Origin of the sequence: Nocardia sp. alder85J, from assembly GCF_020176955.2 — a bacterium.
GTDB lineage: Bacteria > Actinomycetota > Actinomycetes > Mycobacteriales > Mycobacteriaceae > Nocardia.
Window position 1 is genome coordinate 964281 of sequence record NZ_JAIUCZ020000001.1, and the last position, 19703, is coordinate 983983.

8 protein-coding genes and 3 pseudogenes are annotated in these 19703 nt (G+C 69.5%); 8 read left to right on the forward strand and 3 right to left on the reverse strand.

Going from position 1 to position 19703, the window contains the following annotated elements; all coding sequences use genetic code 11:
• Positions 1–98: 98 nt before the first annotated feature.
• Together LBW94_RS04525 and LBW94_RS04530 are read left to right on the forward strand one after the other, a co-directional pair.
• Entirely contained in the window at positions 99–5753 is a 5655-nt protein-coding gene (locus tag LBW94_RS04525) for a non-ribosomal peptide synthetase (protein ID WP_225061737.1), read from the forward strand.
• Positions 5754–5867: 114 nt separating this feature from the next.
• A pseudogene (locus LBW94_RS04530) lies at positions 5868–7236 on the forward strand (IS701 family transposase).
• On the opposite strand, the pseudogene LBW94_RS04535 reads toward LBW94_RS04530, so the two are convergent.
• Positions 7207–8516 (reverse strand): annotated as a pseudogene (locus tag LBW94_RS04535) (IS701 family transposase). The pseudogenes LBW94_RS04530 and LBW94_RS04535 sit on opposite strands and share 30 nt — an antisense overlap.
• 112 nt (positions 8517–8628) lie before the next feature.
• Here LBW94_RS04535 and LBW94_RS04540 point away from each other — a divergent pair.
• Positions 8629–9762, forward strand: a pseudogene (locus LBW94_RS04540) (IS701 family transposase); the annotation flags it as partial.
• Positions 9763–9967: 205 nt separating this feature from the next.
• On the opposite strand, the gene LBW94_RS04545 reads toward LBW94_RS04540, so the two are convergent.
• Positions 9968–10657: a response regulator transcription factor gene (locus LBW94_RS04545; protein ID WP_225058614.1), complete on the reverse strand. Its 690-nt coding sequence runs from the start codon at positions 10655–10657 to the stop codon at positions 9968–9970.
• Positions 10658–11335: 678 nt separating this feature from the next.
• Here LBW94_RS04545 and LBW94_RS04550 point away from each other — a divergent pair.
• Entirely contained in the window at positions 11336–12118 is a 783-nt protein-coding gene (locus tag LBW94_RS04550) for a phytanoyl-CoA dioxygenase family protein (protein WP_225058615.1), read from the forward strand.
• Here LBW94_RS04550 and LBW94_RS04555 read toward each other — a convergent pair.
• A complete protein-coding gene (locus tag LBW94_RS04555; RefSeq protein ID WP_225058616.1) occupies positions 12102–14354 on the reverse strand; it encodes an amino acid adenylation domain-containing protein in 2253 nt (750 codons plus the stop codon). The two genes, LBW94_RS04550 and LBW94_RS04555, sit on opposite strands and share 17 nt — an antisense overlap.
• Before the next feature lie 195 nt (positions 14355–14549).
• Between LBW94_RS04555 and LBW94_RS04560 the strand changes: the two genes are divergently transcribed.
• Genes LBW94_RS04560 through LBW94_RS04575 form a run of 4 tightly spaced genes read left to right on the forward strand, consistent with a single transcriptional unit; the run spans position 14550 to position 19697 of the window.
• The gene (locus tag LBW94_RS04560) at positions 14550–17270 is read left to right on the forward strand and encodes an amino acid adenylation domain-containing protein (RefSeq protein WP_225058617.1); all 2721 of its coding nucleotides are present in this window, start codon (positions 14550–14552) and stop codon (positions 17268–17270) included.
• The gene (locus tag LBW94_RS04565; RefSeq protein WP_225058618.1) at positions 17254–18141 is read left to right on the forward strand and encodes a chlorinating enzyme; all 888 of its coding nucleotides are present in this window, start codon (positions 17254–17256) and stop codon (positions 18139–18141) included. The genes LBW94_RS04560 and LBW94_RS04565 overlap by 17 nt, the downstream gene beginning before the upstream one ends.
• Positions 18142–18145: 4 nt before the next feature.
• A complete protein-coding gene (locus tag LBW94_RS04570; RefSeq protein WP_225058619.1) occupies positions 18146–19012 on the forward strand; it encodes an aspartyl/asparaginyl beta-hydroxylase domain-containing protein in 867 nt (288 codons plus the stop codon).
• Between the two features lie 4 nt (positions 19013–19016).
• Complete coding sequence (locus tag LBW94_RS04575) at positions 19017–19697, forward strand: TenA family transcriptional regulator (RefSeq protein WP_225058620.1); 681 nt, start codon at positions 19017–19019, stop codon at positions 19695–19697.
• Positions 19698–19703: the final 6 nt, after the last annotated feature.

Sequence of the window (19703 nt, forward strand, 5' to 3'; positions counted from 1 at the left end):
GGCCGCGCCCGATAGCGTCGGAACGGCCGCGTCCGGCCGGTGGTGGAGCCGAGTACCGCCTGCTCGTGTGACCGGTGGGAAAGTGAGATACGCGAGCCATGCGCGCTGCCGTCGCGGGGGCGGTCGACATCTCGGGACTGCTGTATCAGGTGACGGCCGGGCACGACCCGAGCCGGGTCGCGGTTCGGTTCCGCGGCGGCTCCGGGAGCGAGTTGACCTACGGGGAGTTGGAGCGCCGTTCGAATCGGTTGGCGCACATGCTCGGTGCGGCCGGGATCGGGCCGGGCCGGATCATCGCCGTGCTGGTGGAACGCGGGCCGGAGTTGCTCGTCGCCGAACTGGCGATCATGAAGGCGGGGGCCGCGTGGATGCCGCTGGATCCGCGGCATCCGGTGGCCCGGCTGGAGTTCCAGCTCGCGGATGCCGCGGCCGGATTGCTGCTGACCACCGCCGACCTCGCCGCGGCGGCGCCGGCGGTTCCTATGTGGCGGCTCGACGATCCCGCGCAGCGGGCCCGTGCTGTCGAATATCCGGATACGCCACCGGAAGTCGATGTGCTCCCGGACGACGGCGCGTATCTGATGTACACCTCCGGATCGACCGGTACGCCGAAAGGGGTGCTGGTTTCCCATCGTTCGGCGTACGCCTACTGCCGCAACGCCGTCGAACAGCTGGAACTGACGGCGGCCGACCGGATTCCGCAGATCGCCAACCCGGCGTTCGACGTCACCGTCTTCGACTGCTACGCCACGCTGCTGGCCGGCGCGACCCTGGTCGCCGCCGGACACGACACCTTCACCGATCCGGCGGCGCTCACCGACCTGCTGTGCGAGGAGCAGATCACCGTCGCCTACGTCCCGCCGGCGATTCTCGGTGTGCTGGATCCGCGGCGGCTGGCCGGCGGCCGGTTGCGCGCGCTGTTCTGCGCCGGCGCGGTGTTGAGCACCGAGGTGGCCGATCGCTGGGCCCGGCCCGGTCTGGCGATCCACAATGCCTACGGCCCGACCGAGACCACCGTGATCTGCACGAGCCATCGGCTGCCCGGAACGCCGCTGGACGGTCCGGTGCCGATCGGCACGCCGTTGCCCGGTCATCGAATCTACGTGCTGGACAAGCGGCTACGGCCGGTGCCGATCGGCGCGGCGGGTGAGTTGTACATCGCCGGAAGCGGAGTCGCGCTGGGGTATGCGAATCGATCGGCGCTGACGGCGACGCGGTTCCTGCCGGACCCCTTCGCGGCGCGGCCGGGGCAGCGCATGTACGCCAGCGGCGATCGAGGCCGGTGGCGCTCCGACGGTGTCGTCGAATTCCTGGGCCGGGCCGACCGTCAGGTGAAACTGCGCGGTTACCGGATCGAGCTCGGCGAGATCGAGCACGCGCTGGCCCGGCATCCGGCCGTGCGGCAGTGTGCGGTGCTGCTGCGCGACGACACCTATCTGGCGGCCTATGTGGCCGGGGTCCCCGGCGGGGACGAACCCGATGCCGCGGGATTGCGCGACCATCTGGCGGCCCGGCTGCCGGCCTACATGGTTCCCACGGTGTTCGTGGTGCTCGCGGCGCTACCGCTGACCTCGAACGGCAAACTCGACTCCGCCGCGCTACCGGACCCGGAAGCTGTTGCCGCCGGACATGTTCCGCCGCGCACCGACACCGAACGCTGGCTCGCGCGGACCTGGCGGGAGCTGCTGGGGGTCGACGACGTCGGCGCCGGTGACAATTTCTTCGCCCTCGGCGGCAACTCGTTGCACGGGACGCAGCTCATCGCCCGTATCGGTGAGCAGTTGCGGATCGAGCTCGGTCCCCGGCAGCTGTTCGGGACGCCGGTGCTCGGTGAGCTGGCGGCACTGCTGGACGCGGCCGAGGCCGCACCCGTCGCCGCCGGCGTGACCGCGGTGGCGCGGGGTGAGTCGCTGCCGTGCACGCATCAGCAGGAGGGTCTGTGGTTCCTGCATCGGATGGACCCGGCGTCGTCGGCCTATCACATGTCGGTCGCGCTGCGCCTGGCCGGTCCGCTCGAGGTCGCCGCGCTGGCGCGGGCGGTGGACGAGCTGGTGGTCCGGCACGAGGCGTTGCGGACGCGATTCGTCGAGGTCGCCGGACGGCCGCGGCAGGTGATCGATCCGCCGCGGCCGCACCCGCTGCCGGTGGCCGAGGTCGACGGCGCGCGGGTCCGGCAATGGGCCGCGGCGCAGGTGGAACGGTCCTTCGATCCGGCGGCCGGGTCGCTGTTCCGCGTCGCCGTGGCGCGGCAGGCGCCGGAGCGCCACGTGCTGGTACTCGTGGTGCACCACCTCATCGCCGACGGCTGGTCGATGCGAATCCTGACCGGGGAGCTGTCCGCGCTGTACGAGGCGGCCTGCCGTGGCGAGGTGATCGAGTTGCCCGAGCTGCGGGTACAGCCGGCCGATCACGCGGTGTGGCAACGCCGCCGGTTCGACGCGGCCGAGACGAAGCGGCAGGTGGAGTACTGGCGGGATGCGCTGGCAGGCGTGCAGACCGTCGAATTCCCGGTCGATCGGCCGCGGTCGCTGCGGCACACCGGCGCCGGCGCCGCGCTGCTGCGCCGGTTCCCGGACGAGGTGACCGCGGCGGCCCGTGGCTATGCCCGGGACCGCCGGGTGTCGTTCCTGGCCGTGTTGCAGGCCGCGCTGCTGATCGTGCTGAACCGGTACACCGGGCAGCGGGATCTCACCCTCGGATCGATCTTCTCCGGCCGCACCCGCGCCGAGTTCGAGCCGGTGGTGGGGTTCTTCGCCAACACGGTGGTGCTGCGGACCGATGCCGGTGGTGATCCGAGTTTCGCGGAACTCGTGCGGCGCTGTCACGACACCGTGCTCGTCGCCACCGAGCGTCAGGACATTCCCTTCGGCCTGATCGTCGACGCGTTGCAGCCGGAGCGGGTGCCCGGACGCAATCCGCTGTTCCAGATCAGCCTGAGCCTGCAACCGGCTCGCGGCCGCGGCGGGGACATGGCGCTCGGGGCCGCGGCCGTGGAGACGATCGATGTCTTCGAGAACTCCGCTCGTTTCGACCTCGCACTGGATGTGGCGGACAGCCCCGACGGCGGTCTCGAGCTCTCCGCGGAGTATGCGACCGAACTGTTCGACGCGGATCGGATCGAACGCCTGCTCGGCCACCTGCTCACCGCACTGGCCGGCGGGCTCGCCACCCCGGAACGTGGGATCGATTCTCTCGCATTGCTTTCCGACGGAGAGCGGCGACTGCTGGCGGCGTGGAACAGCACCGGCCACGACACCACGTCGCGACTGCTACCGGACCGCTTGCGCCGCGCCGCCGCCGCACATCCGGCGGCGATCGCGGTGGTGTCCGGGGATGTCCGGCTCACCTACGCGGACCTGCGGGGCCGGGTGCTGCGACTGGCGCGCTGGCTGACGGCCCGGGGGGTGGCGCCGGAAACGGTGGTGGGCTTGGCGATTCGGCGTTCGGTCGATCTCGTCGTCGCGATGTACGCGATCCTGGAGGCGGGTGCGGCCTACCTGCCGATCGATCCCGGCCATCCCGCGCAGCGCGTCGCGGCGATGGTGTCGTCGGCCCGTCCGCTGCTCGTGCTGAGCACGACCATCGACGCCGTCGTGGTCGACGGGGTGCCCGTGATCGACATCGACGGACTCGCACTGTCCGAATTCCCGGATAGGGACTGGGCCGACGGGGAACGGCCCGGCCCGCTGCGGCCGGACCACCCGGCCTACGTGCTGTTCACGTCGGGATCGACCGGCCGGCCGAAGGGAGTCGTGGTCCCGCACGTCGCGATCGCCAATCAGATCGCATGGATGCTGGCGCACTTCCGGATCGGGCCGGGCGACGTCTATCTGCAGAAGACCGCGACCGTGTTCGACGTCTCGCTGTGGGGTTTCCTCGTGCCGCCGGCGGCGGGCGCCACGCTGGTGCTGGCGAGCCCGGACGGCCACCGGGATCCGAGGTACCTCGCGCGCACCATCGCCGAGAACGGCGTGACCGTCACCGATTTCGTGCCGTCGATGCTGTCGGTGTTCGCGGGGCAGGCCGACGCCGGCGAACTGCGGTCGCTGCGCCGGATCCTGTCGGTGGGTGAGGCGTTGTCGCCGGATCTGGCGGCCGAGGCGCGGTCGCTGCCGGGTATCGAGGTCCACAATCTGTACGGCCCGACCGAGACGACGGTGGCGGTCACCGATCATCGCTGCGGCGCCGCCGATCGGTTCGTGGTGCCGATCGGCGCGCCGGTGTGGAACACCCGGCTGCACGCGCTGGATTCCGGGCTGCGGCCGGTACCGATCGGTGTGGTCGGTGAGCTCTATGTCGGCGGTGCGCAACTGGCCCGCGGCTATGCCGGGCAACCGGGTGGCACGGCCGCGCGGTTCGTGGCCGACCCGTTCGGCGGGCCCGGGGGCAGGCTGTATCGGACCGGGGATCTGGTGCGCTGGAACGCCACCGGTGAACTGGTGTTCCTCGGCCGGGTCGACGATCAGGTGAAGATCCGCGGGTTCCGGGTGGAGCCCGGCGAGGTGGAACGGGCACTGGTCCGGCATCCGGCGGTGGCCGAAGCGGCGGTGGTCGCGCGATCCGGGGCCACCGGCACCCGGCTGGCCGGCTACGCGGTCCTCACCGGCGGCGGCCACGACGTCGGCGGCGGCGCGCTGCGCTCCTACCTGCTCACCCGATTGCCGGAATACCTGGTTCCCGCGTCGATTCTGGTTGTCGAACAGTTGCCGACGACACCGAGCGGAAAACTGGATCGGAAGGCGCTGCCGGAACCGGCTTTCGCCGCCGAGGCGGGATATCGGGCCGCCCGCACCGAACGCGAGCGGCGACTTGCCGCATTGTTCGCCGAGGTGCTCGCGATCGAACGGGTCGGTGTCGACGACGGATTCTTCGAACTCGGCGGAAATTCGTTGCAGGCCGCACGACTGGTCGGCCGTATACGGTCGGAACTGGGTGCCGAGGTACCGATCCGGACCGTCCTGGAAGCCTCGACGGTGGCCGAACTCGCGACCCGCCTCGACGACGGCGGCCGGGAGTCGGATTTCGATCGGATACTGGTGCTGAAGGACACCGGATCACGGGAGCCGCTGTGGTGCCTGCCACCCGGTGGCGGCCTGGGCTGGTGTTATCAGTGGCTCGGCGAGTACCTGGCCGATCGGCCCGTGTACGCCGTGCAATCCCGGGGTATCGACGGCGATTCGGTGGTGACATCGTTTCCGGCGCTGATCGAGGATTATCTGGAGTGTATTCTCGGCCGCCAGCAGCATGGTCCTTTCCTGCTGCTGGGCTGGTCGCACGGCGGCACGGCGGCGCACGCGGTGGCCTGCGAACTGGTGCGGCGCGGTCATGTCGTCGAATTTCTCGGCATCATCGATGCCGCACCCGAATTCGAATCCGAGGTCGATACCGGTGGTCGCGGGATCGTCGCCGAGGAGCGAATCGAGGAGCGGATCAACGACCGCGTCGGACACGATGTCGACAGTCCGCAACTGGAGGATCTGGTTCAGCGGGTGCGGCGGGTGGCGCTCAACAATGTGCGATTGCTGGAGAACTACTGGGCGCCGGTATTTTCCGGCGCCGCCACGATATTCGCCGCGACCGTGGACGCCGGCGGCGATCCGATCGACGGGGTCGCCGACACCTTCCGGACATTCTGGCGGCGGCACGTCGAGGGCGAACTGCGCGTCTTCGGAATAGACTGTGCGCATTATGATTTCATGAATCCGGCGCCGATGCGCGAGGTCGGCCGTCTGCTGGACCGGCTGTTGCCCTGACCCGGCCCGCCGGGTGGCGCGATCCGCCGGCTGCGGGCCGGTTCCGTCCGGCCCGCAGCCGGGTCCTAGCACGACAGTTGTATTTCGTTGTTTTGCAGTCGGACCGATGGTGGGATACCTTGTCGTCTCGTGCTGGGTGATGTTGCCGCAGAGGATGTTTCGGCGTGGCGAGTGAGTTTCGATGAGGTGTTCGCGCGGGTGGCGGGGGTGTTCTATCGGGCGGAGCCGCGGCGGTGGGCGCGGTCGTATCTGACGGGGTTGCTGGCGCCGGTGGAGCGGAAGAATACGTGGCAGTTGTCCGAGGCTGCGGGAGAGGAGGATCCGGGCCGGTTACAACATTTCTTGAATCGGTCGCGGTGGGACGCCGACGAGTTGCGCGATTGCCTGCGGGCGTACGTCGCCGAGGCGCTGGCCTGCCCTGATGGAGTCCTGGTTCCGGACGAGACCGGGTTCTTGAAGAAGGGGGTGAAGTCCGCGGGTGTGCAACGCCAGTACTCCGGGACGGCCGGGCGTGTGGAGAATTCTCAGCTCGGGGTGTTCCTCGCCTACGCCGGGCGCTCGGGCCGGGCGCTGATCGACCGAGAGCTCTACCTGCCCGAGTCGTGGATCGGTGACCGCGATCGCTGTATCGAAGCAGGCATACCCGAAACACGTTGCAGTACAGGTCTTCTGACGAAGCCCAGGCTCGCGGAGATGATGATCGCCCGGACCCTGGACGCCGGAGTGCCCGCAGGATGGGTGGCCGCGGACTCTGCCTACGGCCGCGACGGCCGGTTCCGGGCCTTCTGCGAGACCCGCCGCCTGTCCTACGTCCTCGAGGTGCCGGTCCGGCACACCGTGCCCGACCTCGACGGCCGCCGCCGCGTCGACACCCTCGTCGCCCGAGCACCCGCACAAGCCTGGCACCGCGTCTCGGCAGGACTCGGTGAACGCGGCGAACGCGAATACGACTGGGCCTGGGCCACCCTCCCCAATTTCGGTGACCTCCCCGCCGGATACACCAGAACCCTGCTGGCCCGCCGATCCCTCGACAACCCTGCCGATATCGCCTATTACCTGTGCTTCCACCCCGCCACCATCGAGCGGGAACAGGTCGTGGCCGTGGCCGGCGCCCGATGGGCGGTCGAAGAGTGCTTCCAGGCCGCCAAGGACCAGTGCGGCCTCGACCACTACCAAGTCCGCAAATGGCATCCCTGGTACCGGCACATCACCCTCGCCATGCTCGCCCACGCCTTCCTCGCCGTCACCGCCGCCACCGACCCAAAAGCCCACGCGGGCTGGGCCGAATCACAGTCGCCGACATCCGCCGTCTCCTGGCGATAGTGCTCCACCCCGCCCGCACCCTCACCCACGCACTCGCCACCTGCCACTGGCGCCGCCGCCACCAAGCACACGCCCGACAACTCCGCCACCAACAGAAACGATTACAAAACAACGAAATACAACTGTCGTGCTAGTACTCCAGCATCACTTCGTGATGTAATCGGCGTCGCCGCTGGTGGTGGGCTTGTTTGGCATGGTACTGGTGTCGTCTGCGCCAGGCCGACCAGTGCAGTGCCGCGGTGAGGTCCGGGATCGGGGTGATCAGGTGCGCCAGGAGACGTTTGATTTCTCCGAGGGTGAGTGGAATGAGGCCGCTGCCAACACTTTTGGGGCGATCGCTGCGGTGACGGCGAGGTAGGTGTGGGCGAGCATCGCGAGGGTGATGTGCCGGTACCAGGCGTCGTAGCGGCGGACCTGGTATTGGTCGAGGCCTACTTCGGTTTTCGCGGTCTGGAAGCAGTCCTCGACCGCCCAGCGGGCACCGGCGACCCGGACGAGGTCGTCGTCGCTGGTGCCGATCGGGGCACCGCACAGGTAGTAGGCAATCTCGAGCTCGCCCTTGGCATTCGGGGTCAGCGACCGCCGGGACAGCAGCCAGCGCCGCCAGCCGGGCCCGGCCTCGCTCTCGGTCGGCACGGTGGCCACGGCCCAATCGAAGATCCGAAGGCCTTTCGCGCCGTCGCCGCAGCTACGGCGCTTCCACGCGTCCGGTGGTGCGCCAGCGACGATCTGGTCGGCGCGCCGGCTGCCTCTCAGTGACACCACGACCGGTGCGCTGCTGGGCACGGCCACCACGTATCCGATCCGGCGCCGCTCCAGCCAGCGGCGGAATTTCGAATCACCCCCGTAGGCCTCGTCGGCGGTGACCCACCGCGCCGGCACACCCGCATCCAGCGCCCGCTCCAGCATTCGTTGCGCCAGAACCTGTTTCGTCTCGAACTCCACTTCGTCCGGCACCCCGGCGGCCCGGCAGCGGTCCCGATCGGTGGTCCACGACTTGGGCAGATACAACTCCCGATCGATCAGCGTCCGGCCCTTCACGCTCGTATAGGCACAGAACACACCGAGCTGACAGTTCTCGATACGACCGGCCGTTCCCGAGTATTGCCGTTGCACGCCAGCGGATTTCACGCCCTTCTTCAGGAACCCGGTCTCGTCGACCACGAGCACACCGTCCACGTCGCCCAGGTGCTCGACGGCATAGGCACGCGCGTCGTCACGCACCCCGTCGACATCCCACGCCGCCGCGTTCAACAGCCGCTGCATCCCGATCGGCGTCAGATCACCCGCCGCCTCGGCCAGCGTCCAGCCGTTCTTCCCCGCCAGCGGCGCCAGCAACCCCCGCACATACATCCTGGCCCGCAACCGCGGCTCGGCCCGATGAAACCGGCCCGCCACCCGACCGAACAACTCCTCCAGCCCAGCCGACCACGCAGCCAGATCCTCACCAACCACCACGAAAACACATGCTACCCAATCACATCACGAAGTGATGCTGGAGTACTAGCACGACAGTTGTATTTCGTTGTTTTGCAGTCGGACCGATGGTGGGATACCTTGTCGTCTCGTGCTGGGTGATGTTGCCGCAGAGGATGTTTCGGCGTGGCGAGTGAGTTTCGATGAGGTGTTCGCGCGGGTGGCGGGGGTGTTCTATCGGGCGGAGCCGCGGCGGTGGGCGCGGTCGTATCTGACGGGGTTGCTGGCGCCGGTGGAGCGGAAGAATACGTGGCAGTTGTCCGAGGCTGCGGGAGAGGAGGATCCGGGCCGGTTACAACATTTCTTGAATCGGTCGCGGTGGGACGCCGACGAGTTGCGCGATTGCCTGCGGGCGTACGTCGCCGAGGCGCTGGCCTGCCCTGATGGAGTCCTGGTTCCGGACGAGACCGGGTTCTTGAAGAAGGGGGTGAAGTCCGCGGGTGTGCAACGCCAGTACTCCGGGACGGCCGGGCGTGTGGAGAATTCTCAGCTCGGGGTGTTCCTCGCCTACGCCGGGCGCTCGGGCCGGGCGCTGATCGACCGAGAGCTCTACCTGCCCGAGTCGTGGATCGGTGACCGCGATCGCTGTATCGAAGCAGGCATACCCGAAACACGTTGCAGTACAGGTCTTCTGACGAAGCCCAGGCTCGCGGAGATGATGATCGCCCGGACCCTGGACGCCGGAGTGCCCGCAGGATGGGTGGCCGCGGACTCTGCCTACGGCCGCGACGGCCGGTTCCGGGCCTTCTGCGAGACCCGCCGCCTGTCCTACGTCCTCGAGGTGCCGGTCCGGCACACCGTGCCCGACCTCGACGGCCGCCGCCGCGTCGACACCCTCGTCGCCCGAGCACCCGCACAAGCCTGGCACCGCGTCTCGGCAGGACTCGGTGAACGCGGCGAACGCGAATACGACTGGGCCTGGGCCACCCTCCCCAATTTCGGTGACCTCCCCGCCGGATACACCAGAACCCTGCTGGCCCGCCGATCCCTCGACAACCCTGCCGATATCGCCTATTACCTGTGCTTCCACCCCGCCACCATCGAGCGGGAACAGGTCGTGGCCGTGGCCGGCGCCCGATGGGCGGTCGAAGAGTGCTTCCAGGCCGCCAAGGACCAGTGCGGCCTCGACCACTACCAAGTCCGCAAATGGCATCCCTGGTACCGGCACATCACCCTCGCCATGCTCGCCCACGCCTTCCTCGCCGTCACCGCCGCCACCGACCCAAAAGCCCACGCGGGCTGGGCCGAATCACAGTCGCCGACATCCGCCGTCTCCTGGCGATAGTGCTCCACCCCGCCCGCACCCTCACCCACGCACTCGCCACCTGCCACTGGCGCCGCCGCCACCAAGCACACGCCCGACAACTCCGCCACCAACAGAAACGATTACAAAACAACGAAATACAACTGTCGTGCTAGTCGGCAGGCGGATGATCGAGCCAGGCGGGTGCGGTCGCTTCGCGGCCCGCGGAGATGCCCGGGTCCTGCGGATACGTCGTGACGCCGGTGTCCTCCGCCGGTGCGATGAGCTGGCCGAGCAGTGCGGCGCGGGTGAGCTCGGCCTTGTTGCCGACGCCGAGCTTCACCCGGATCCGCTTCACATAGGTGTCCACGGTGTGCGGGCTGATACCCAGTCGCGCGGCGACCTGTCCATGGGTCAGGCCGTGGGCGATCTGACGCAGCACCTGCTCCTCCCGCCGGGACAACCGCGCGGCGTTCTCGGCGGGATCGAAGGCCACCCGCAGCGAATCGACGGCTCCGATCGTGGTGCCCGATGCCACGTGTTGCACCGCGCGGATGATGCTGTCGCCCGATTCCGACTTGCTGATCACCGCGGAGGCGCCGGCACGCAGGTAGATCTCGTCGTCGGTGGCGGCCTCGTTGTTCAGGATCAGCACCGCGGTCGACTTCGCCGCCGCGGTGACCGAGTCCAGCTCTTCGCGCGGGATGGCCGCGGCGTCGATCAGCGCGGCATCTGCCAGCCAGAACGGGTCCTCGCGCGCCGAGGAACGCACGGCGACCACTTTGATCCCGGCGGTGGTCAGGGTCTGGCACAACCCCATGAGAAACAAGGGCGATTTGATGAGCAGATCGGTCCGAATCACAAGTAAGCTCCCCAGCGCTTTCGTCGCGGTTGTCCCTGTGTTCGGCAGCGTGCGACCGCGCGGCCGCGAGCCCGAGATGTGGAGCGTCACATCGTTGTGGCTTCCCCTGCACGCAGAAGTGCGAAGGCATCCCGTGGTGCGGGACAATCAAAATTCGATAAATGAAATGTCGAGATCGGCGTATTGCCGACCGGGCTCGAAACGAGCCGGAAAAATTTCGAGCGAGCGGCACCCCTGCCTGCCGTGCCCGGCTACGGTCCGGCCCGCGTCCGATTGCCGCATACCGACCGTTCGGCTGCACTTCTGTGCAGATGAAAATGCAGATCCGGCATGCGCCCTCCCTGTGCCGGCGACCGGTTTGTTCATCTCCGGTAGGTGCTCGGTGGCGGAGGACGGAATGTGACGCCTGAACCGTCTTCCCGGGTGAGTGCCCACGCACAGCGATCCCGGTTGGATTTCGAAAGTATTAAGGTCGCTTGTCCGATTATTCCGCATGGTCATCTCGTGGCCAAGTGGATCGGGCAGAATTTTCTTTCTAATCACCTTCGGGTAATCCACCGATACCCTGTCCGGGCCGAATTATTCGCGGTGGCGCGTCCCAGAAAGCGGGGAGGAGCCGCCGGCCCGCCGGACGAGAACGATGGTGAGCGACAAATGCTCGTGAGAAGAGGGTGTGCCGTGCTCAGTGATGCCCAGCTGGATACCTATTACGAGGACGGGTTCGTCGTCGTTCCCGAGGTTCTCGGGCCGGCGCAGCGGATACGGCTGCGCGCGGAGGTCGAACGGCTCTACACCGTGGACCATCCCGGCCGGGTACTGGAGAAGGACGGCCGGACCGTCCGGGCGGTCCACGGCTGCCATCGGACCAGTCCGGTGTTCTCCCGCCTGGTCCGCTCACCGTTCCTGCTGGGGTCCGCCGAGCGGATCCTGGACGGCAAGGTGTACGTCCACCAGAGCAAGGTGAATGCCAAACGCGCTCTGCGCGGCGACATCTGGCCGTGGCATCAGGACTTCGTCTTCTGGGAGCGGGAGGACGGTATGCCCGCGCCGCGCGCGACGAACATCGCGGTGTTCCTCGACGACGCCACCTCGCACAACGGGCCGCTGCTGTTCGTGCCGGGCTCGCACCGGCTGGGTACCGTCGCGTCGGGTCGCCGCGGCGAGGGGTGGAAATCCAACCTCGCCGCCGACCTCGACTACGCGCCGACCGCCGCACAGCTGACGCCGCTGATCGAGCGCCTCGGCATCCGGGCCGCCACCGGTCCCGAAGGTAGTGCGCTGCTGTTCGATCCGCGCCTGATCCACGGCTCCGGCGCCAACATGTCACCGGTGGATCGGCAGTTGGTGATCATCACCTACAACAGCGTCGACAATGTGCCGGTGGCGGTGCCGAATCGGCGGCCGGACTTCCTGTGCGAACCCGACCCCACCGCCTTGGAACCGCTCATCGGCGAGTTCTGATCGAGGCGGCCACCTCGCGGATGGTGCCGGTCAGCACCTCGGTCGCGTCGGGCTTCTCGCGCAGCGTCGCCAGGCACTCGTCCAGCAGCCGGAAGGCGAGGACGGACTGACCGCCGAGCCGCGCGAAGCTGTCCAGGACGCTGACCGGGCCGGTGTCGAGCACCCGGCGGTAGATGTCGACGAGGGCCGCCTCCAATTCGTCTGCGGGCGGCACGATCTCGCGGTCGTCGGACGAGGGCAGCGTCGCGAGCAGCGCGGACCGGTCGACCTTGCCGTTCACCGTGGCCGGGATGCCGGGCACGGGCACGATCCGCGCGGGTCGCAGATGGGCCGGCAGGAGGCGGGCCGCGTGGTCGCCGATCGCGGCCGGGTCCACCTCGTCCGGGCTCCCGCCGGCGGGAACCACGAAGGCGTACAACCGGGCCGGATCACCGTGCACGAGCACCGCGCAGTCCGCGATCGCCGGATGCGCCACCAGGACCGACTCGATCTCGCCGGGCTCGACGCGCAGACCGCCGATCTTGACCTGCCGGTCGATGCGGCCGAGATGGTCCAGTACGCCGTCGTCGCGGTATCGGCACAGATCACCGGTGCGGTACATGCGCGCGCCGGGGGATCCGTGCGGATCGGCCACGAATCGCTCCGCGGTGGCCGCCGGAGCGCGCCAATACCCGTGGGCCAGACCGATATCGGCGGCGACGTAGGCCTCACCGGCCAGGCCGACCGGCACCGGTTCGAGCGTCTCGTCCAGGACCGCGAGCCGGAAGTTCGCCGCCGGCCGGCCCAGCGGCACCGGCGCGCCGGACTGCGCGGGCAGCGGCATGTCGGTGACGTTGCCCGCCTCGGTGGGGCCGTAGCAGTTCACCAGGGCGGCGGCGGGTAGCCGGGTGTGGAACGTGTCCCGGATCCGGGCCGTGACCGGCTCGCCGCCGCACAGGGCCCAGCGCAGCCGGCCGGCGCGCTCGGCGGTCACCTGTTCCAGGAACGGGGCCATCACCGTCGGCGGCAGGAAGATCGCCGACACCGGGTGGCGCTCGACCAGCCGGGCCAGGTGGCGCGGGTCCCGATGCCCGCCCGGCGCGCAGATCACCAGGCAGGCACCGTGATACAGCGGCCAGAAGAGCTCCCAGATCGAGACGTCGAATCCGGGGGAGGTCTTGAACACCGCGCAGTCGCCGGCGGCGAACGGATACCTGCTCTGCATCCACTCCAGATGCGCCAGCGCGCCGGCGACCGGATAGGCGACACCCTTGGGCCGGCCCGTCGTGCCGGAGGTGTACAGGATGTGCAGCAATCCGTCCGCGGTGGCCGGGAATTCGACCGCGCGGCCGCCGGGTTCGGCGGGTTCGGCGGCGACGTCGACGAACTGCCACGGACCGGCACCGAGACGGTCCCGGGAGGTTTCGTCGGCCAGCACGTGGCCCGGCGCCGCGTCGGCGAGCCGGTAGGCCAGCTGCGCATCCGGCAGATCGGCGTCCAGTGGTACGTAGGCCGCGCCGGTCCGCACCACCGCGTGGATCGCGACGACGAGCGGGATGCCGCGCGGCAGGCAGATGCCGACGCGGGTGCCGGGGCCGGCTCCGCGTTCGAGCAGCGCTCGGGCCAGGCGGCCGGCGCGGATGTTCAGCTCGCGGTAGGTGACTCGCGTGTCCTGCTCGTCCAGCAGGGCCACCGCGTCGGGGGTGCGGGCCACCTGCTCCTCGAACGGCCCGGCCAGGCCGCGGTGCCGGATCTCGGGCCGGCGACCGGGGTTGAGGCCGTACAGGATTCGATCGCGTTCGGCGGTGTCCAGCAGCGGCGCGGCGGTCATCGGCGCGTCGGGGGCGCCGGCCAGACCGTGCAGCAGGCTCACGTAGGAACGGGCCCAGCACAGCGCGGTCGGTGCGTCGGCCGCGTCGCCCGCGCACTCCGCGTATACCCGCCGGCCGTCGCCGGAGACGATGATCGTGGCGTCGACCTGCCGGTCCGCGGCCGCCTCGGGGCTCGGCGCGACCCGCAGCTCACCGATCCAGTCGAGCGCGGCGCGGAAGCTCTCGGCCGGGTCGACCCGGCCCGGCGACAGGGCCTCGCGCGGACCCCGCACGAACCGGACCCGGCGGGCCAGCCGGCCCGCCAGCACCATCGCGGCGACCGACAGCGGTACGAAGTCGTTGGTCCCGGCCGCCGCCGCGAGCGCGTGCAGCGTGCGCGTCAGCGAGTCCGGGATCGTGAGGGGACCTGCGGATTCCGATGGCATCGACATCCCGATTCTCGGTGCTATGTCCGGTTTCTCACCCAACCAGGTCGCGGTCGCGCGGTCGTGTCCCCCGTTTACCCGACACCGTCGCCGGCCGTCGCCGATTCACGTGACGTCCGGACGAGGGCGCCGGATTCTAGCGTCGAGGCAGGAAGTGCAGGGCCGCCGTGGCGGCGTGCGACCCGGAGGCGAGGCATGGACATGGTGGCGCGGCCGGTGACCGCCGAGTCGGGCTCGCTGTTCCCGATGGAACCGATCCGCGCGCTGACGCGCACGGCCGGTGACCGGGCGGCGCTCATCGATCGCGGCGACACCGTCACCTACGCCGCGCTGGCCGATCGCGTCGGCGGGCTGGCGCGGCGGCTGCGGGCCGCCGGAGCGGGACCGGAACGGCCCGTGGCGGTGCTGCTCGACCGCTCCGCCGAGACCGTGGTCGCGATGCTGGCCGTGCTGGCCGTGGGTGGTGCGTACTGTCCGCTCGACGCGAGCGCACCCGCCGCGCGGACCGCGGGGATCGTGGCCCGCGCCGGTTGCCGGATCGCGATCACGGACGAGGCCGGGGCGAGCCGGTTGCCCGCCGGGATCGTCGTGGTCGAGCCCGCCGGGCCCGGCGGTCCGTTCGAACTCGTTGCGGTGCCACCGGACACGCTCGCCTACGTGATGCACACCTCCGGTTCGACCGGGGTGCCGAAGGCGGTCGCGATGACCCGGCGGGGGCTGGCGCGGCTGATCTCCTGGCAGCTCGACAGCGGTGAGACGGGGCTGCGGACACTGCAATTCACCGCGACCTCCTTCGATGTGACCTTCCAGGAGGTGTTGTCGACGCTGGCCGGTGGCGGCTGCCTGGTGGTGGCGCCGGAATCGGCCCGGCGCGATCCGGAGGCGCTGCTCGAAACCATTGTCCGGCAACGAGTGCAACGGATATTCCTGCCGTACGTCGGATTGCAGCTGCTGGCCGTGGCGAGCGCGCGGACCGGTACGGTGCCGGATGCGCTGCGGCACGTGGTGACCGCCGGCGAACGGCTCATCGTCACCCCGGCGATCCGCGCGTTCTTCGCCGCGCTGCCGCGGTGCCGGTTGGACAACCACTACGGGCCGACCGAGGCGCATCTGGTGACCAGCGCCACCCTCGGCGCGGATCGGGCCGCGTGGCCGGAGGTGCCGGGGATCGGCCCGGCGGTCGGCGGGGTGCGCTGCCATGTCCTGGACGAGAAGCTGAGCCCTGTGCCGGACGGTGCGAGCGGGGAGCTGTACGTCGGCGGAACCGGGGTGGCCCGTGGCTATCTCGGTGATCCGGCGCGGACCGCGGAACGATTCGTGGCCGATCCGTTCCGGCCGGGCCGCCGCCTGTACCGGACCGGGGACGTGGTCACCGCGACCGCCGACGGCTACGACTTCGCCGGCCGCGCGGACGAACAGCTCAAGGTGCGCGGTTTCCGGGTGGAACCGGCCGAGGTGGAGCACGCGCTGTCGAGCCATCCGCGGGTCGATGCGGCCGCGGTCGGCCTGCGTGCCGTCGGCGACGGGGTGCCGGTGCTGGTCGGCTATCTCCAGACCGACGGACCGCTCCCGCACCGGGAACTCACCGAATATCTGCGAGAACTGTTGCCCGCGTATATGATTCCCACCCGATACGTCTCCGTGGCGACCCTGCCGCGGACGTCCACCGGCAAACTCGACCGGCGTGCGCTGGCAGGCTCGGCACTGCCGGAGGTCTCGGGCCCGGCCGCGCCGGGGTCGGCGGGACGGGTCGTATCCGGCGAGCCGGCGGCGCCGGTTGTCGCCGATCCACCGGTGGCGGCGGATCTCCTTGGTGCACCGGCGGTTTCGGCGACACCGCAACAACCGGCGTCGTTGACCGAGATCGTGACCGCGGTCTGGACGCGGGTGCTCGGGCACGGCGAATTCGACGGGGACGAGGACTTTTTCGATGTCGGCGGCGACTCGCTGCTGGCCACCTGGGTGGTGGCCGAGCTGGCGCAGGCACTGCGGCGGCCGGTGGAGCTGTCGTTGTTGCTGGAGTACGGCACCGTCGACGAACTGGCCGCCGCGCTCGGCTCCGGTGGCGCGACCGCCGTTGTGCCGCAACGGTCGTCACAGATCGTGACGCTGCGGCGCGGACCGTCGGCGCGCAGCGTCTACTTCGTGCATCCGCTCGGCGGTGAGCTGCCGGCCTATCGGGAACTGGCCCACGCCTCGACCGCGCCGGTGCGGCTGCTGGGGATCGGCTGGACCGGCGACCCACCGCCGTTCGGCCGCACGCTGCCCGAACTCGCGCGTGGTCATGTGGCGCAGCTGCGCACGATCGAACCGGACGGGCCCTACCGGCTGGCCGGCTGGTCCTTCGGCGGGGTGCTGGCCTACGAGATGGCCCAGCAGTTGCGTGCCGCCGGCGCTGTCGTCGAATTCCTCGGACTGTTCGACGCCAACCCGATCATCGATCCGATCACCGGGCTGCCGATGGCGGACACCCCGTTCCTGGACCTGCTGGACACGGTGGTGGCGCGCCTGGACGATCCGGCGACCACCGACGCCGAACTGCGCGCGCTGACCTCCGGGCCGACCTGGTTGCAGCTGATGGGGGCGCCGGTCGCGGCCGGCGCCTCGACCGGATATCTGCGCAAGGTGCTCGAGACCGCGCGGACCTGTATGAACGCCGCGATGCGGTACCGGCCCGACCCGTATTCCGGGCCGGTGCACTTCTTCCGGCCGACCGGGGCCGATCCGGACATCGGCGCCGCGGTGCTCGCGGCCACCCGGCGACTGTGCGCCGGGCCGCTGCGGATCGTGCCGCTGCCCGGCGAGCACCGGACCTTCATCCGAGGACAGCACGTCACCACGGCGGCGGCGCAATGGGACGCCGTCCTGGCACAGGTCGGTGCGGAAGGGAGCACGAACCGTGGCACTCGCGACTGATGCGGAGACCTTCGCCGAACAGGGGTACATCGGGCCGTTCACCCTCTGGGAACCCGACGAGATGACCGCGTGGTGGAAACGGCAGCGCCGGGCCCTGCTGGATCCGGAGAACACCGCCCGCCGGGTCTTCGGCAATCCGGTGAACTACGACCGGCACCTGGACATCCCGGGACTGAGCAGACTCGTGACCGAGCCGGAGATCGTGCGGCGCATGCAGGCGATCATCGGGCCGGACGTCTTGTGCTGGCGCACCGAGTTCTTCCCGAAGAATCCCGGCGACTCCGGCACCGGCTGGCATCAGGTCGAGACCTATGCCATCGGTGAGACCAGCCAGGGGATGCTCGAGGCGACCGAGCACTCCCCGGGTATCCCGATGGAGTTGACCTGCTGGGTCGCGTTCACCGAGGCCTCCCGCGAGAACGCCTGCATGAAGCTGATTCCCGGCAGTCACCGGCAGTGGCGCTACGACGAGCACGCGCCGATGCGCTGGAACGACGCCGCCGCGGACAACTCGTTCTTCGGCTACAACTACGCCGACATCAAGATCGACAAGGACTGGGATCCGGAGCAGGAGAACGTCCGGCACCTCGAGATGCGCGCCGGTCAGTTCTTCCTCTTCACCGCGCGGACGATCCACGGCTCGAATCCGAACATCGGCCGCCGGCAGCGGATGGGATTCGCGATCCGGGTCGTGCCCACCCACGTGCGGGTCTACGGCGGCATGACCGAATTCGACGAGTTCGGCCACCATTTCGACCTCGACCGGCACGGCTGCGTACTGGTGGCCGGACAGGACCGGTACGGGCTCAACCGGATGGCGGCCACCAACGCCTGGGGTGAGCCCTTCGTTCCCGTGGAAAGGACCGTGTGATCCGATGCGCACCCAGTACGTGGCGGCCGTCGACCTGGACCGGGACCGGCTGGCCGAGGATCTGGCCCGGGCGGAGGAGTTCCACTACTCCGAGGCCTACAGCAACTACCTGATCGGCGGCCCGTGGAAGAGCGCGATGCTGTGGGCCACCGGCGGCGACAGCGGCACCGGACTGCTGACCACCTACGCCTACGACCGCGCGGCGGATTTCACCGAATACGGCCGCCGGCTGCCGTATCTGCGGGAACTGGTCACCAACACCGTCGACGTGAGCCGGTTGCAGTTCGTGCGGCTGGCCGTGTTCTCCGACAGCGTGATCGTCCCGCATCGCGACTTCCTGGAGCTGACCGACCTGCCCGAGGACGCGCGCTCGGCGCACCGGGTGCACATTCCGCTGATCACCCACGAGGAATGCTTCTTCAGCGAGGACAACACGGTGTACCGGATGCGGGCCGGCGAGATCTGGTACTTCGACGCCGCGCGCATCCATGCCGTGGCCTCGCTGGTCGCCGCGCCACGCATCCACCTGATCTTCGATTTCACCGACCGGCCCGGCGACCGGCCGCTGATCGTCCCGGACCGGGAGCCGGTCGGCGACCGCATCCCCGACCGCTCGGCCGTGCGGCGGCCCGCACTGCCGGACAGCCGTCGCGACGAACTGCGGCGACTGGCGGATCTGCTCACGATGGACACCTTCCGTGAGGTGTTCAGCATCGTCATCAAGACCCATTTCCGCTGGGACGGCGGCGAGGACTTCGCCTGGGACACCATGTTCGCGCTCGCCCGCGCGTGCCCGGACCAGGACGTCCTGCCGCACACCCGCGAACTGTTCCAGTACTACACGCTCGACCGCACCGGCAGTAAGGAGTAACGACATGACCACGAGGCTCACGGTGAACGACCGGCTGGCGGCCAGCCCGGTATACGGGGCTTTCCGCGACCACCCGTTCTTCCGGGCCGTGGATTCCGCCGAGCTGACCAAGGAGCAGGCCGCCACCCTGATCGAACAGTGGTGGCACCCGCTGCACTACTTCCCGACCTTCCTGGCACGCTGCGTGTCCGTCCTGCCGGACATCGCCGCCAAGAGCGCCGTCACCCGAATCCTGAACCAGGAGACCGGCGGTGGCGAGGTGTCGAAGGCCCACGAGGTGATCTACGCCGACTCGATGCAGGAGTGCGGCTTCGATCGGCAGCGGGTCGTCGGGACCCGGCCGTTCCCCGAGACCGCGGAACTGGTCGAGGGTTACCGCCGGGCCTCCGAGGGACCGGAGACCGGCCTCGGATTCATCTTCGCCACCGAGAACACCGATCTGCTGATGGTGTCCAGCATCGGCCGGGCGATCGAGCGCACCACCGGCTACACCGGCAACCAGTGGGTGGCCATCCACGTCGAGCAGGAGCCCGATCACATCGAGGAGGCCGACAACGCACTGCTCACCGGGTTCAGCCCCGAGCAGGAGGATTCCGTGCTGACGGCGGCCGACGAGATGTGGCGGCTGTGGACGGCGTTCTTCGATCGGCTCGCGGCCGAGTCCGGTGTCGGCGCCGGCCGCTGAGGCAGG

Bases quoted from the DNA above. Each gene is read 5' to 3' on its own strand.
- LBW94_RS04525 (WP_225061737.1), top strand. From the start codon at position 99: ATGCGCGCTGCCGTCGCGGGGGCGGTCGACATCTCGGGACTGCTGTAT.
- LBW94_RS04570 (WP_225058619.1), top strand. From the start codon at position 18,146: ATGCGCACCCAGTACGTGGCGGCCGTCGACCTGGACCGGGACCGGCTG.
- LBW94_RS04575 (WP_225058620.1), top strand. From the start codon at position 19,017: ATGACCACGAGGCTCACGGTGAACGACCGGCTGGCGGCCAGCCCGGTA.
- LBW94_RS04555 (WP_225058616.1), bottom strand. From the start codon at position 14,354: ATGCCATCGGAATCCGCAGGTCCCCTCACGATCCCGGACTCGCTGACG.
- LBW94_RS04560 (WP_225058617.1), top strand. From the start codon at position 14,550: ATGGACATGGTGGCGCGGCCGGTGACCGCCGAGTCGGGCTCGCTGTTC.